This is a genomic window from Neomegalonema sp. (genome assembly GCF_028688855.1).
Taxonomy (GTDB): domain Bacteria; phylum Pseudomonadota; class Alphaproteobacteria; order Rhodobacterales; family Rhodobacteraceae; genus Neomegalonema.
This window is the reverse complement of sequence record NZ_JAQTXI010000008.1, coordinates 149,399-163,621: the sequence shown is the minus strand read 5'-3', so window position 1 is coordinate 163,621 and position 14,223 is coordinate 149,399. Positions and strand designations below refer to the sequence as shown.

Here is a 14,223-nt window from a genome sequence, read left to right as displayed (position 1 = left end):
GGAGCGCTTCGACGCCTCGGGCCTGATCGTCGAGCAGCTCGAAGCGCCCTCCAGGGATGGAACCCTGATCCCCTATTGCGTCATCCGCCGGGCCGAGGCCCCCATGGACGGCTCGAATCCCACCCTGCTCTACGGCTACGGCGGCTTCGAGATTCCGCTTGCGCCCGCCTATTCCGCGACCATCGGCAAGCTCTGGCTGGAGCGCGGCGGAATCCATGTGGTGGCGAACATCCGCGGCGGCGGCGAATTCGGGCCGAAATGGCATCAATGCGCCATCAAGGAGAACCGCCACCGCACGCATGAGGATTTCCAGGCCGTGGCCGAAGACCTCATCCGGCGCAGGATCACGAGCCCGAAGAAGCTCGGGATCATGGGCGGCAGCCAGGGCGGGCTTCTGATGGGCGTGACGCTCACCCAGCGTCCGGACCTCATCAACGCCGCCGTGATCCAGGTGCCGCTCTTCGACATGCTGCGCTATCACAAGCTGCTGGCGGGCCCCTCATGGGTCGGGGAATACGGCGATCCCGAGATCCCCGAGGAACGCGCCTGGATCGAAGCCTATTCGCCCTATCAGAATCTGCGGGCGGGCCAGCCCTATCCCGAGGTCTTCATCCACACCTCGACCAAGGACGACCGCGTGCATCCCGGCCACGCCCGACGGGCCGCCGCGAAGCTGGAGGAGCTGGGCTATCCGACGCTGTTCTACGAAAACACCGACGGCGGCCATGGCGCGGCGGCCAACCTGCGCGAGACGGCGCGGCGGCTGGCTCTGGAATACGCCTATCTCAGCCGCCGCCTGATGGGGTGACGCGCCTCAGACGGCCTTCGCCTTCCAGACCTCGCCCTTCTCGACCCAGGCCATCTCGCCGCGCGCGACGAGATGGTTCACATGGGCGAGGGCCTCGGCGAAGGCGAAGGACTTCTGATGCGGGTCCAGAGGCCGCGTGAAGAGCAGGGGCGTCAGTTCGGCCACGCTCAGAGGCTCCCTGCCGCAGAACTCCCGGACCACGACGCATCGCGCCTCGTGATGGGCCGCCAGATCCTCCAGCCGCCCGTGCAGGCGCGTCAGGGGCTGTTCATGGCCGGGCAGGACCAGAGTCTCGTCCGGAACCTCGCCGCGCAGATCCTCCAGGGATTCGAGGAAGCGCGCCACCGGATCGGCTTCGGGCTCCATGGCGTGGACCGAGATGTTCGGCGTGATCCGCCCGAGCACCTGATCCGCCGCGAGGAGAATCCCCTCCTCGGCGCAATGGAGCATCGCCTGGGCCGGAGCATGGCCGGTCCCGATCAGCAGACGGAAGCTCCGCCCGCCCAGAACCAGCGGGACCTTCCGCTCCAGAGGATGGAAGGCCGCCGGAAGCCCCGTCACGCGGCGGAGGTAGTTGTGGCCGCGCTCGATGAGGATGCGCGTCTCTTCCTGCGTGGCGCCATGGCGTCGGTAGAAGCCCGCATAGAGCGGATCCTCCGTGGTCTCTCCGCCCGCCATCATGTAGCGCGCAAAGAGATATTCGGTTTCGGTCATGTGCAGCGGCGGATTCCCGAGCCGCCGCAGGAGCCAGCCCGCCGCCCCCACATGATCGGGATGGAAATGGCTGACGATCAGCCGCGAAACCCGTCTGCCGCGCAGAGGCCCCGCCAGAGCCGCTTCCCAGGCCGCATAGGTCTCCTCCACCCCGAGTCCGGCGTCGAAGAGCGCCCAGCCCTCGGCTTCGCCCTCGTCGACGGCGTAGAGATTCACGTGGTTCAGCGCGAAGGGCAGCCGGAAGCGCATCCAGAGCAGTCCCGGCGCGACCTCCAGGGCTTCGCCGGGCGCGGGCGGCGGCAGGTCGAGCAGATGCGGGGCGTCACGGCTCATGATCGGGCGTCCTTTGACGAGGGAGGAGACGAAGGGCAGCGAGAGCCGCCGATCCCGGGAGATTTTGCGCTTGGCTTCCGTCCCGCGAGGCTGAACAATGGCCGCAAGGATTAAAAGCCGTCCTGCGCCGGGGCGTCAAGGCGGGGAATTCTGGAGGAAGATCCATCATGAACTCACGCTTCGCGTCCAGCGCCGCGGCGCTCGGCGCCTTCGGGCTGGCTCTGGCGACCTCGCCGGCGGCGCTCCAGGCGGCGCCGCTCAAGGTCGGGATGATCACCACGCTCTCCGGCGCGGGCGCGGGACTCGGCGTGGACGCGCGCGACGCCTTCGCTCTGGCGCTCAAACGGGCGGACAACCCCGAGGTGACGCTGATCGTCGAGGACGACGCGCAGAAGCCGGAACTCGCGGTGCAGATCGCCGACAAGATGATCCAGAGCGACGGCGTGGACGTGCTGACGGGAATCATCTGGTCCAATCTGGCCATGGCGGTGGCGCCCAACGCGGTGGATCAGGGGATCTTCTATCTTTCCGTGAACGCGGGGCCCTCGGCTCTGGCGGGCGCGAACTGCCACGAGAATTATTTCAACGTCGCCTATCAGAACGACAATTTCCACGAGGCCATGGGGCAATACGCCGCCCGGACCTACGCAAACACCCTGATCATGGCACCCAACTACCCGGCGGGCCTCGACGCCCTGACCGGCTTCAAGCGCTATTACACGGGCGAACTCGCGGGCGAGATCCATACGCAGGTCGGCCAGAGCGATTACGCCGCCGAAATCGCGCAGATCCGGGCTTCGGGCGCGGATTCGGTCTTCTTCTTCCTGCCGGGCGGCATGGGCATCGCCTTCCTGAAGCAATATGCGCAATCGGGCGTGGAGATTCCGCTGATCGGACCGGGATTCTCCTTCAGTCAGGACGTGCTGCCCGCCGTGGGAGACGCCGCTCTGGGCGTGCGCAATTCGGCTTCCTGGGCGCCGGATCTCGACAACGAGGCCAGCCGCGCCTTCGTCGAGGCCTTCAAGGCGGAATACGGCCGCCTGCCCTCGATCTACGCGGCCCAGGCCTGGGATACGGCCAATCTGCTGCTCTCGGCTCAGGCGAAGGCGGACGTCAAGGATCCCGAAGCCTTCCGCGCCGCGCTGAAGGAGGCCGATTTCGCCTCGGTGCGCGGGAAGTTCGGCTTCAACACCAACAACCACCCCATTCAGGACATCTATGTCCGCGAGGTGGTGAAGCTCGACGACGGGACGCTCACCAACCGCATCGTGGAGACCGCCTTCACCGACCACGGCGACGCCTACGCCGAGGCCTGCAAGCTGCCCTGAGCCTGTCCCGCCTCCCTGCGTCCCCCGGGGCCCGCAGGGAGGCGCCTTGTCCGGAATCTCCCCCTTGTCCTTCGCGCTTCTGCTTGAGCAACTGCTCAACGGCCTTCAGCTCGGCGTCATGTTGTTCCTCATGGCGGCGGGCCTGACGCTGATCTTCGGCGTCATGGGGGTGATCAACCTCGCCCATGGCTCGCTCTACATGATCGGCGCCTTCGCCTGCGCGGCCGTGGCGGCGGCCACCGGGAGTTACTGGCTCGGGCTGGGGGCGGCTCTGGCGGCGGCGGCGGCGGCGGGCGCGCTCATCGAGGCGACGATCCTGCGGCGGCTCTATGGCCGCGACCATCTGGAGCAGGTGCTCGCGACCTTCGCGCTGATCCTCATCATCTCCGAGGGGACGCGCTGGATCTTCGGCGGCTTTCCGCTCTTCCTCGACGTTCCGCCGCTGCTGCAGGGCGCTGCGCCTCTGCCGGGCGGGGGAGCCTATCCGGTCTATCGTCTGGCGATCATCGGCGTGGGGGCGGCGGCGGCTCTGGGGCTGCATCTGCTGATCTCGCGGACGCGGCTCGGGATGCGCATCCGCGCCGGAGAATCCGACCGCGAGATGATCGGCGCCCTGGGCGTGGAGATCGGGCGGCTCTATACGCTGGTCTTCGCTCTGGGGGCGGCGCTCGCGGGGCTGGCCGGAGGCATGATCGGCGCCTTGCAGTCGGTTCAGGTCGGCATGGGAGAGCCCATGCTGATCCTCGCCTTCGTGGTGATCGTCATCGGCGGGATCGGCTCCATCTGGGGGGCTCTGGTCGGGGCGGTGCTGGTGGGGGTGGTCGACACCATGGGTCGCTTCCTGCTGCCCAAGGCCTTCGCGCTCGCCTGGCCGCCTTCGGAGGCCAGCGCCATGGGAGCGGCGGTGGCTTCTCTGCTGATCTATCTGCTGATGGCGGTGATCCTCGCCCTGCGCCCGCAAGGGCTGTTCGGAGCCGCAAGCCGATGAAGAGCCTGTCTTCAGCTTCTCCGCGCGAGGCGGCGGCCAATCTGGCGATCCTCGCGCTGCTGATCCTCGGGCCCTGGGCGGCCCTGAGCGCCGGACATCCCTTTTACGTGACCCTCGCGACCAAGGCCGCGATTCTGGCTCTGGCCGCGACGGGGCTGCATCTGGCTCTGGGCCTGGGCGGGCTGGTCTCCTTCGGACATGCGGCCTTCTTCGGCCTCGGCGGCTATGCGGCGGGCATCCTCGCGGCCCACGCCGGAAGCGGCGAGGCGCTGATCCTCGGTTGGGCGGGCTCGCGCGAGATCCTGACGATGATCCTTGCTGCCATGGGGCTGGCGCTGCTGGCGGCTCTGCCCATCGGGGCGATCAGCCTGCGGACCTCCGGCGTCTATTTCCTGATGATCACCCTCGCCTTCGCGCAGATGATCTATTATTTCGCGCTCTCCTGGCCCGCCTATGGCGGAGACGACGGCTTGTCCTTCCGGCGCGGGATCTTCCCCGGACTCAATTCGGCGCGGCCCCTGCCCTATTTCTGGATCTGCCTCGGGGCCTTGCTGATCGGACTGGCGCTCTTCCAGATTCTCCGCGCTTCGCGCTTCGGGACCGCTCTGGAGGCGACGCGGCAGAATCCGCAGCGCGTCGAGGCCTTGGGAATCGAGCCCTTCGGCCTGCGCCTGACGGCTTTCGCGCTCTCGGCGATGATGGTGGGCGCGGCGGGGGCGCTTTTCGCCAATCTCAACCGCTTTGCGAGCCCGTCGATGCTGTCGTGGCAGATGTCGGGCGAACTGATCGTGCTGATCCTGCTCGGCGGGCGGGGGCGGCTGCTCGGCCCGACGGCGGGGGCCGTCCTCTTCGTGGCGATGGAGCATGTCCTCGGCGGCTGGACGGAGCGCTGGCAATTCTTCCTCGGCCTGGCGGTGCTGGGCGTGGCGGTCTTCGCGCGCGGCGGATTGCTCGGGCTGATCGCGGGAGGCCGTCGCGATGGCTGATCCCGCCCTTGAGATCCGCGATCTGCGCAAGAGCTTCGGCGCGCTCAGGGCGACGGACGGCGTGACGCTGGATCTGCGCCCCGGCGAGATCCATGCTCTGATCGGACCCAACGGCGCGGGGAAATCGACGCTCATCGCCCAGATCGCCGGAGGCCTGCGCCCGGATTCCGGTTCGGTGCGGCTCTTCGGGCGCGACGTGACGGCTCTGGGCGCTCCGGCGCGGGCGCGCATGGGGCTGGCGCGGAGCTTTCAGATCTCGTCGCTGGCGGGGGAGTTCTCGGCCCTGCGCAATGTGATGCTCGCGGTTCAGGCGCGGGCGGGAACGAGCTTCCGCTTCCTGCGCCCGACCCGGGGCGACCGCCGCCTGACCGAGCCCGCCATGGCCGCTCTGGCGCGGGTGGGGCTGGCGGATCGGGCGGAGGTTCCGGCGGCGCTGCTCTCGCATGGCGAAAGGCGGCGGCTGGAACTGGCGCTGGCTCTGGCCATGGAGCCCAGGCTTTTCCTCCTCGACGAGCCCATGGCGGGCCTCGGCGCGGAGGGCTCGCGGGAGCTGACGGGCTTCCTCTCGGAGCTGCGCCGCGAGGCTCCGATCCTGCTGGTCGAGCATGACATGGACGCCGTCTTCGCCCTCGCCGACCGGATTTCGGTGCTGGAGGCCGGGCGGGTCATCGCCAGCGGCTCGCCCGCCGAAATCCGCGCCGACGCCGGAGCCCGCCGCGCCTATCTCGGAGATTCCTCATGAGCCTGCTCGAAGCGGAGGGTCTGGAGGCCTTTTACGGCGGCTCTCAGGCGCTCTTCGGGGCCTCTCTGCGCATCGAGGAGGGCGAGACCCTCGCGCTCATGGGCCGCAACGGCATGGGCAAGACCACGACCATCCGCGCCGTGATGGGACTCAATCCGCCGCGCCGGGGGCGGGTCTCCTTCGGCGGCCGCGATCTTCAGGGGCTCTCGGCGCCGCAAAGGGCGCGTCTGGGGCTGGGATTGGTCCCCGAGGGGCGGCGCTGCTTCCCCAACCTCACCGTTCGGGAGAATCTGCTCGTGGCCGCCCGCCCCGAAGGCTGGAGCCTCGCGCGGGTGGAGGCGCTCTTTCCCCGCCTCGGCGAGCGCCGCGAACAGATGGCCGCGACCCTCTCGGGCGGCGAACAGCAGATGCTCGCCATAGGCCGCGCCTTGACCACCGGCCCGCGCCTGCTCATTCTCGACGAGGCGACGGAGGGGCTGGCGCCTCTGGTGCGCCAGGACATCTGGACGGCGATCCGCAGCCTCAAGGCCGAGGGTCTGGCGATCCTCGCGGTGGACAAGACGCTCTCGGAGATCCTCGGGGCGGCGGATCGCTGCGTGATCCTGGAACGCGGCGCGACCGTCTTCGAGGGCCCGCCCGAGGCCGTCACGCCGGAGATTCAGAAGCGTTGGCTCGGATTGTAGGGGGAAGCCATGGCTTTCGAGACGAAACGTCGGCTCGCCTTCGGCGACGCCGATCCTTCCGGAGCGGCCTATTTCCCGAGCTATCTGCATCTGCTGGTGGGGGTGGTGGAGGAGTTCTTCGCCGAAATCGGCTGGCCCTGGGCCGATCTGGAGCGCGATCACGGCCTGATCCTGCCCACGGCGCGGATCGAGGTCCATTTCCTGCGCCCCGGCTTCCCCCGCGACGCCCTGGACTTCCGGCTCAAGGTGGCGAAGGTCTCGGCGACTCTGCTGGAGCTGCGCCATGAGGTCCGGCGCGGCGAAGACCTGCTCTGGGCGGCGGAGCAGACCCTCGTCCCCGCCTCCGTCGAGACCCGGCGCGGCGCGGCCTGGCCCGAGGGCCTGCGCCTCGCTCTGGAGCGGACGCGGACCGCCTGAACGCCTCCCGGATGCGGCCTCCGGCGAGATCCTGCGTCCGTTAACCCTGTCCGGAAGCATTTCCTCAACGCCCGGGGCCTAGAACCCTCTGGAATCCTTCGGTCCTTGCGGGGCTCCTCCCGCCGGGCGGCCCGAGGGCGGCGAAGGGGGCTCCATGCGCGTCGCGATGATCGGTTCAGGCTATGTCGGGCTCGTCTCCGGAGCCTGCTTCGCCGATTTCGGCCATGAAGTCGTCTGCGTGGATTCCGCGCAAGAGAAGATCGAAGCCCTGAATCAGGGCGTCATCCCCATCTACGAGCCGGGCCTCGCCGAGCTGGTCGCCGCCAACGCCAGAGCCGGGCGCCTGAGCTTCACGACCGATCTGCCCGCCGCCGTGGCGCGGGCCGAGGTGGTCTTCATCGCGGTGGGCACGCCCTCGCGGCGCGGCGACGGACACGCCGATCTCAGCCATGTGCGCGCCGCCGCCCGCGAGGTGGCGAGGGCGCTGAAGGGCTTCACGGTGGTGGCGGTGAAATCGACGGTTCCCGTCGGCACCGGCGACGAGGTGGAGCGCATCCTCCGCGAGACGCGGCCAGATGCGGAGTTCGCGGTGGCCTCCAATCCCGAATTCCTGCGCGAGGGCGCCGCCATCGCCGACTTCAAGCGCCCCGACCGCATCGTGGTGGGCGCGGAGGATCCGCGCGCCGAGGAGGTCATGCGCGAGCTCTACCGCCCGCTGCATCTGAATTCGGCGCCGCTGTTCTTCTGCGACCGGCGCACCTCCGAGCTCATCAAATACGCGAGCAACGCCTTTCTCGCCATGAAGATCAGCTTCATCAACGAGATGGCCGACCTCTGCGAGCGCGTCGGCGCCGACGTGCAGGATCTCGCCAGAGGCGTCGGGATGGACAAGCGCATCGGCGACAGGTTCCTGCAGGCCGGACCGGGCTACGGCGGCTCCTGCTTTCCCAAGGACACCCTCGCCGTCATCAAGACCGCGCAGGATCACGACATGCATCTGCGGCTCATCGAGGCCGCCGCCGAGGTCAACGAGCAGCGCAAGCGCGCCATGGGCCGCAAGATCGCGGCGGCCTGCGGCCTGCCCATGCGCGGCAAGACGGTGGCCCTGCTCGGGCTGACCTTCAAGCCCGACACCGACGACATGCGCGACTCGCCTTCCCTGCCGATCATCCAGGCGCTTCAGGACATGGGCGCCCATGTGCGCGCCTACGACCCCGAAGGCGTGGAGGCCGCCCGCGCCCTCGTCGAGGGGGTGGAGTTCGTCGGCGAGGCCCATGAAGCCGCCCGAGGCGCCGACGCTCTGGTTCTGGTCACGGAATGGGACGAGTTCCGCGCCCTCGACTTCCGCAGGCTCAAGAGCCTCATGAAGGCGCCGGTCTTCGTGGATCTGCGCAACGTCTATCCTCCGGAGGAAGTCCTCCGCCATGGCTTCGCCTATGAGGGCGTGGGCAGAAAGGTCGATCATGCGTTGGTTCGTCAGCGGAGCGGCGGGGTTCATCGGCCATCATCTGGCCTTGCGGCTGCTGCGGGAGGGGCATGAGGTCTTCGGCCATGACGGCATGACCCGGTATTACGATCCGAAGCTCAAGGAGGCGCGGCTCGCCCGGCTGCGCGCCTTTCCGGGGTTCCACATGACCCTCGGCATGCTGGAGGACCGGGACCAGCTGCGCGCCGCCGTCGCCGAGGCCCGCCCCGAGGTCATGGTCCATCTCGCGGCTCAGGCGGGGGTGCGCTACAGCCTGGAGAATCCGCAGGCCTATGTGGATTCGAATCTCGTCGGCTCGTGGAACCTGCTGGAGGCCGCGCAGGAGGCGCGTCCGGCGCATCTGCTGCTCGCCTCGACCTCCTCGGTCTACGGGGCGAACGCGAAGATCCCCTTCGCCGAGCTCGACCGCGCCGAAGAGCCCCTGACCCTCTACGCCGCCAGCAAGAAGGCCATGGAGTCCATGGCTCACGCCTGCGCCCATCTGCACGGGATCCCGACCACGGCCTTCCGCTTCTTCACGGTCTACGGCTCCTGGGGGCGCCCCGACATGGCGCCTCTGAAATTCGCCACGGCCATGCTCGAAGACCGCGAGATCGAGATCTACGGCCAGGGCCGCATGAGCCGCGACTTCACCCATGTGGGGGATCTGGTCGGGTCGATCCTGGACCTCGCGCGGATTCCTCCCGCCGAGGCCAACCGCATCCCGGAGATCGACAGCCTGTCGGCTCAGGCGCCTTTCCGGACGGTCAACATCGGCGGCGGCGAGCCCGTCGGGCTGATGGAGTTCGTCGAGACCCTGGAGCGGCTTCTGGGCCGCAGCGCCCGACGCAGGATGCTGCCCATGCAGCCCGGCGACGTGCCCCGCACCTTCGCCGATCCGGCTCTCCTCCTCGCGCTGACCGGACGCAAGCCGCAGACCAGCCTCGAAGACGGCCTGCGGGAGTTCGTGTCCTGGCTGCTCGATCATCGCCGCAGCCTGAGCGAGGCCGCCTGAGGATTGGAGCCCTTTCCGATCACATCCGGCCACAGGGGATCGTTCGAAGGCTCCAGCTTCCTTTGTGGTCGCGTTTTCGCGACGCGAAAACGCTCTAGCGCGGAACCAGCCCCGCCTCCGTGAGGTCGAAGCGCGTCGGATCGGGCGCGCCGTAGCTGGCGAGCATCTCCTTCGCGTCCTGCCGCGCCATCTCGACGACGGCGGCGTTCTGCGTCTCCTTGCCGTGGAGATAGCGCGCCACGATCAGCATCGTCCCGATGACGAGGGTCTCGGAGAAGGTCTGCTTCTGCGCGTCGTCGAGCGCGCGGGGCCATGGCGCCAGAGACAGGGCCTCATGGATGGATTTGCGGACGGCCAGCACGCCCGAGCGGGGCGGATCCGCGATGCTGTCGTTCGCCACCTGCCAGAGCATCACCAGATGCCCGGCCGTGACGTCGCCCATGTCCTGATCGGAGAAGCCGTAGGCCGCCAGGGCTTGCGCGAAGGCGCCCTGAAGCTGGCCGCCGCGGATGGCCTCCTCGAGCTCCGCCGCCGTGCGCCCCGGCGAAAGAGCCGGCGCGAGGGTCCGGGCGAAGACTCCGGCCAGCTCCTCCGAAACCTCCGGCGAGGAGGCGAAGCGGAGGGCCTCCGGATCGGGCGCGGCCTGAGGCTGGCCCTGAGGCTGGGCGGGGGCGGGCGTCGCGGGTTCGGCGCGCGTCCCGGAAGGCCGGATCCTTCGGGGAGTCAGCAATTCGTTGCTCAGCGTGTTGACCACGCCTTGCCCGTAAAGCTCGACCATGCCCATCCAGTCCTGAGCCCTGGCCGGGAGCGCCCCCCCCACCCCCAGCCCCCAGGCCAGCAGGAGCGCGGCCATGGAGCCGTGAAGGCGCAGGATCCGGGGCGGCCTCTGATCTTCGGACATCTCGGGTCTCCTCTCGGGGCGGAGACCTCGCGCCTCGCGCCGCATGACGAACATCCGGTCTCTCGCAGACCTCTCTTCGCCGCAGATGGGCTTCGCAAGGGCCGGGCGCAACCTCGAACGCCGATCATTCAACCATCTGGAGGAGATTTCCTGACAGGATTTACGCCTCCCGGGAGAATCCGCAGGAGGATTTTCCCTGGTTCCGGACTTTCGCCCGCCCCGCTCAGGCCCCAGATTCCCGGGATCGCGCCCCCGAAGTTCCAGCCCTGAAATCCCCCCGACGAAGGAGCCCTCCATGAACGCCCCCGCCCCCGTCCTCGAGGAGACCACGGCCCTCGCCGGACTTCTGGAGCGCCAGCGCGCCGCCTTCCTGCGCGAGGGCCCGCCGGATCTCGACGCCCGCCGCGCGGCTCTGGAGAAGCTGCGGGCGGCGCTCCTCGAGCGTCGCGCGGCTCTGGCGGCGGCGATCTCGGAGGATTTCGGCCATCGCCCGAGTCACGAGACCGCCCTCATGGAGCTCGCGCCCAGCCTGAACCTCATAGATTATCTGCGCCGGAATCTGCGCCGCTTCATGCGTCCGGAGCGGCGGCGCGTGGGGATCCACTTCCAGTCGGGTTCGGCGCGGGTGGAATATCAGCCGCTCGGGGTGGTGGGGATTCTCTCGCCGTGGAACTACCCGGTCTTTCTGACGCTCACGCCTCTGGCGACGGCTCTGGCGGCGGGGAACCGCGCGATGCTCAAGCCCTCCGAATTCACGCCCCGCACCAGCGCCCTGCTCGCGGAGACGCTCGCAGGAGCCTTCTCCGCCGAAGAGGTCGCGGTGGTTCAGGGCGACGCCCGGACGGGCGCGGCCTTCTGCGCCCTGCCCTTCGACCATCTGTTCTTCACCGGAAGCACGGCGGTCGGGCGCGAGGCGATGCGCGCCGCCAGCGCCAACCTCACGCCGGTCACGCTGGAGCTGGGCGGCAAGTCTCCGGTCGTCGTGGCGCGGGGCGGCGATCTCGCGCGCATCGCCGAGGACGTCGTCTACGGCAAGCTCGCCAACGCCGGACAGACCTGCGTCGCGCCGGATTACGCGCTGATCCCTCACGGCGAGGTCGAAGCCTTCGCCGCGGCCTGCGACGCGGCGGTCGCGAAGCTCTATCCCGCCGGCCCGACCAGCCCCGATTACGCCGCCATCGCCAACGACCGCCATTTCCGGAGGCTTCAGGAGATGCTCGCCGAAGCCGGGGAGAAAGGCGCGCGGATCCGGCTTCTGGGGAGCCGCGCCCAGGAGGCCGCCAGCCGTCCCCGGACGCTCGCGCCTGCGCTGATCCTCGACGCGACCGACGAGATGAAGATCCTCCGCGAAGAGATCTTCGGGCCTCTGCTGCCTGTGGTTCCCTATCGCGGAATCGACGAGGCCATAGCCTGGATCAACGCCCGTCCCCGGCCTCTGGCGCTCTACTTCTTCGGCCCCGACGACGCCGACCGCCGCAAGCTCCTCGCCCGCACCACCTCGGGCGGCGTGACGCTGAACGGAGTGCTGATGCATGTCGCGCAGGATGATCTGCCCTTCGGCGGCGTCGGCGCCAGCGGCATGGGAGCCTCTCACGGCCCCGAGGGCTTCCGCGCCATGAGCCACGCCAGGGCGGTCTTCAGCCAGCATCGCTGGAACGGAACGCGGCTGCTGCGCCCGCCCTTCGGCGAGACGGCCGACCGCATCCTCGGCTTCCTGCTGCGCTGAAAGCGCGACGGGCGCCCCCTTCCCGAGGAGGCGCCCGCCGCGAAGCCTTCAGGCCGGGAGGATCACTTCGGCAGATCGCCCTGCACGCCCTTGACGAACCAGTTCATCTCCAGCTGGGCGGCGTCGTCGAGAGCCTCGCCCGCCGCGACGCGCTCGGTTCCGTCGCGGTCCGAGATCGGGCCGGAGAAGATGTTCAGCTCGCCCGAGGCGATCTTCGCCTGGGTCTCTTCGGCCAGCGCCTTCACCTCGTCGGGCATGTTGGTGTAGGGTGCCATGTGGACGTCGCCCGCCGCGAGGCCGCCCCAATGGTCCTGGCTCTCCCAGGTGCCGTCGAGCACGGCCTGGACGCGCCCGATGTAATAGGGCGCCCAGTCGTCCACGATGGCGGTGAGCTGCGCCGTCGGGGCGAACTGGATCATGTCCGAGGCCTGGCCGAAGACCTTGACGTTTCCGGCGTTCTCGGCGGCCTGGAGCGGCGCGGGGCTGTCGGTGTGCTGGGCGATGACGTCGGCGCCCTGCGCGATCACGGCGTTGGCGGCGTCGGCCTCCTTGCCGGGATCATACCAGGTGTTCGCCCAGACGACCGAAACCGTGGCCTCCGGGTTCACCGACTGGAGCCCCAGCGTGAAGGCGTTGACGCCGCGCAGAACCTCGGGGATGGGGAAGGCGCCGATGTAGCCGATCTTGTTCGAGGTCGTGGTCTTGCCCGCGATCACGCCGAGGATGTAGCGGCCTTCCTCGAAGCGGCCCGAATAGGTCGCGAGATTCACGTCGCGGATATAGCCGGTGGCGTGTTCGAACTTCACGTCCGGGAAGGCCTTGGCGATCTTGGCGGTGGCGTCGCCGAAGCCGAAGGAGGTCGCGAAGATCAGCTTGTGGCCGCTCGTCGCCAGCTGACGCAGGACGCGTTCGGCGTCGGGGCCTTCGGGCACGCTCTCGACGTAGGTGGTCTGGACGCGATCGCCGAACTCCTTTTCAAGGGCGAGGCGGCCCTGATCATGCTGGTAGCTCCAGCCGAAGTCGCCGACGGGGCCGACGTAGATGAAGCCGACCTTCAGCGGCTCCTCCTGAGCGAAGGCGGCGGGCGCGCCGGAGGCCATCGCCAGAGCGGCGGCGCCGATCAGCAGGCTGCGTCTGAGAATCATGAGAGGCTCCTTGCCTTGAGCGCGAAGGCTCTGGAAGGCCTCCGCGCGGATCTTGAGGAATTTCAGGATGAGGGGCGGAAGATCCGGCCCAGCGCCGCCGGCGCCGAGCCCGCCGTCCGGCGTCCGGCCAGCAGCGCCAGCGCGAGGATCGTGGCGAGATAGGGCGCCGCCGCCCAGAATTGCGAAGGCGCGCGCCAGCCCCAGCCCTGGGCGTAGAACTGAAGCTGCGTCACGGCGGCGAAGAGAACCGCTCCCGCCGCCACCCAGCCCACCCGCCAGCCCGCGAAGACCACCAGCGCCAGAGCGATCCAGCCGCGTCCCGCAGTCATGCCCTCGCCCCACATGGGCGTATAGGCCAGCGAGAGATAGGCGCCGCCCAATCCCGCCATGGCGCCTCCGAACAGGACCGCCAGAAAGCGGATCCTCAGGACGGGCAATCCCAGCGCATGGCCGGATTCGGCGTTGTCTCCGGCCGCCCGCAGCTTGAGTCCGCCCCGCGCCCGGGCGAGGAACCACCAGATCCCCACCGCCGAAGCCAGAGCCAGATAGACCATGGCGTCATGACCGAAGATCGCCTTGCCATAGGGGATCGCCTCGGCCCAGGAGGCCGGAAAGAGCGGCCCCGGCTTGGGCAGGGGAACGCCGACGTAATCGCGGCCCAGCAGACCCGAAAGCCCGCCGCCGAAGATGGTCAGCGCCAGACCCGCCGCCGCCTGATTGGCCGAGAAGCCCAGAGCGACCAGCGCGAAGAGCGCCGCCATGGCCAGTCCCGCCCCGGCGCCCGCAAGAGCCCCCGCCGCCGTCGAGCCGGTGCTCTTGGCGACGATGAAGGCGCAGACCGCCCCCACCAGCATCATGCCCTCCACCCCGAGGTTGAGGACACCGGACCGCTCCGCCACCAGCTCGCCGAGCGCGGCGAAGAGCAAAGGCGTGGCGGCGACGATCATCGCGGCGACGAAAGCCTCCATGGCG

At 69.1% G+C, this 14,223-nt stretch carries 14 protein-coding genes; 10 read left to right on the top strand and 4 right to left on the bottom strand.

Going from position 1 to position 14,223, the window contains the following annotated elements:
- Nucleotides 1–808: prolyl oligopeptidase family serine peptidase (locus tag PHN62_RS08385; protein WP_300148977.1), on the top strand; the 808-nt coding region annotated here is incomplete at its 5' end.
- A gap of 6 nt (nt 809–814) precedes the next feature.
- On the opposite strand, the gene PHN62_RS08380 is transcribed toward PHN62_RS08385, so the two are convergent.
- Entirely contained in the window at nt 815–1,855 is a 1,041-nt protein-coding gene (locus PHN62_RS08380) for an MBL fold metallo-hydrolase (protein WP_300148974.1), read from the bottom strand.
- A gap of 167 nt (nt 1,856–2,022) precedes the next feature.
- Here PHN62_RS08380 and PHN62_RS08375 point away from each other — a divergent pair, with 167 nt between their 5' ends.
- The 8 genes from PHN62_RS08375 to PHN62_RS08340 all read left to right on the top strand — a co-directional run bounded on the left by PHN62_RS08375 (nt 2,023) and on the right by PHN62_RS08340 (nt 9,479).
- The gene (locus PHN62_RS08375; protein ID WP_300148972.1) at nt 2,023–3,183 is read left to right on the top strand and encodes an ABC transporter substrate-binding protein; all 1,161 of its coding nucleotides are present in this window, start codon (nt 2,023–2,025) and stop codon (nt 3,181–3,183) included.
- Nucleotides 3,184–3,247: 64 nt separating this feature from the next.
- On the top strand, nt 3,248–4,171 hold the full coding sequence (locus PHN62_RS08370) for a branched-chain amino acid ABC transporter permease (RefSeq protein WP_300148995.1): 924 nt from the start codon (nt 3,248–3,250) through the stop codon (nt 4,169–4,171).
- Entirely contained in the window at nt 4,168–5,157 is a 990-nt protein-coding gene (locus PHN62_RS08365) for a branched-chain amino acid ABC transporter permease (protein ID WP_300148970.1), read from the top strand. Before PHN62_RS08370 ends, PHN62_RS08365 begins: the two co-directional genes overlap by 4 nt.
- Nucleotides 5,150–5,899, top strand: a complete 750-nt coding sequence (locus PHN62_RS08360; protein ID WP_300148968.1) for an ABC transporter ATP-binding protein — start codon at nt 5,150–5,152, stop codon at nt 5,897–5,899. The genes PHN62_RS08365 and PHN62_RS08360 overlap by 8 nt, the downstream gene beginning before the upstream one ends.
- Complete coding sequence (locus PHN62_RS08355; protein ID WP_300148965.1) at nt 5,896–6,582, top strand: ABC transporter ATP-binding protein; 687 nt, start codon at nt 5,896–5,898, stop codon at nt 6,580–6,582. The genes PHN62_RS08360 and PHN62_RS08355 overlap by 4 nt, the downstream gene beginning before the upstream one ends.
- A 9-nt stretch (nt 6,583–6,591) precedes the next feature.
- Nucleotides 6,592–6,999 carry a thioesterase family protein gene (locus PHN62_RS08350; protein WP_300148962.1) on the top strand — a complete coding sequence of 136 codons (408 nt, stop codon included), beginning with the start codon at nt 6,592–6,594 and terminating at the stop codon, nt 6,997–6,999.
- A 154-nt stretch (nt 7,000–7,153) separates the two neighbouring features.
- Entirely contained in the window at nt 7,154–8,539 is a 1,386-nt protein-coding gene (locus PHN62_RS08345; protein WP_300148959.1) for a UDP-glucose/GDP-mannose dehydrogenase family protein, read from the top strand.
- A complete protein-coding gene (locus tag PHN62_RS08340) occupies nt 8,463–9,479 on the top strand; it encodes an NAD-dependent epimerase/dehydratase family protein (protein WP_300148956.1) in 1,017 nt (338 codons plus the stop codon). The genes PHN62_RS08345 and PHN62_RS08340 overlap by 77 nt, the downstream gene beginning before the upstream one ends.
- Before the next feature lie 94 nt (nt 9,480–9,573).
- Here the strand turns inward: PHN62_RS08340 and PHN62_RS08335 are convergent, their stop codons facing one another.
- Nucleotides 9,574–10,380, bottom strand: a complete 807-nt coding sequence (locus PHN62_RS08335) for a DUF6683 family protein (RefSeq protein ID WP_300148954.1) — start codon at nt 10,378–10,380, stop codon at nt 9,574–9,576.
- Between the two features lie 295 nt (nt 10,381–10,675).
- On the opposite strand from PHN62_RS08335, the gene PHN62_RS08330 reads away from it, so the two are divergent.
- On the top strand, nt 10,676–12,106 hold the full coding sequence (locus PHN62_RS08330; RefSeq protein WP_300148952.1) for a coniferyl aldehyde dehydrogenase: 1,431 nt from the start codon (nt 10,676–10,678) through the stop codon (nt 12,104–12,106).
- A 62-nt stretch (nt 12,107–12,168) separates the two neighbouring features.
- Here the strand turns inward: PHN62_RS08330 and PHN62_RS08325 are convergent, their stop codons facing one another.
- Nucleotides 12,169–13,251 carry a BMP family ABC transporter substrate-binding protein gene (locus PHN62_RS08325; protein WP_300148948.1) on the bottom strand — a complete coding sequence of 361 codons (1,083 nt, stop codon included), beginning with the start codon at nt 13,249–13,251 and terminating at the stop codon, nt 12,169–12,171.
- Between the two features lie 62 nt (nt 13,252–13,313).
- Complete coding sequence (locus tag PHN62_RS08320) at nt 13,314–14,219, bottom strand: ABC transporter permease (RefSeq protein ID WP_300148946.1); 906 nt, start codon at nt 14,217–14,219, stop codon at nt 13,314–13,316.
- Nucleotides 14,220–14,223 lie beyond the last annotated feature (4 nt).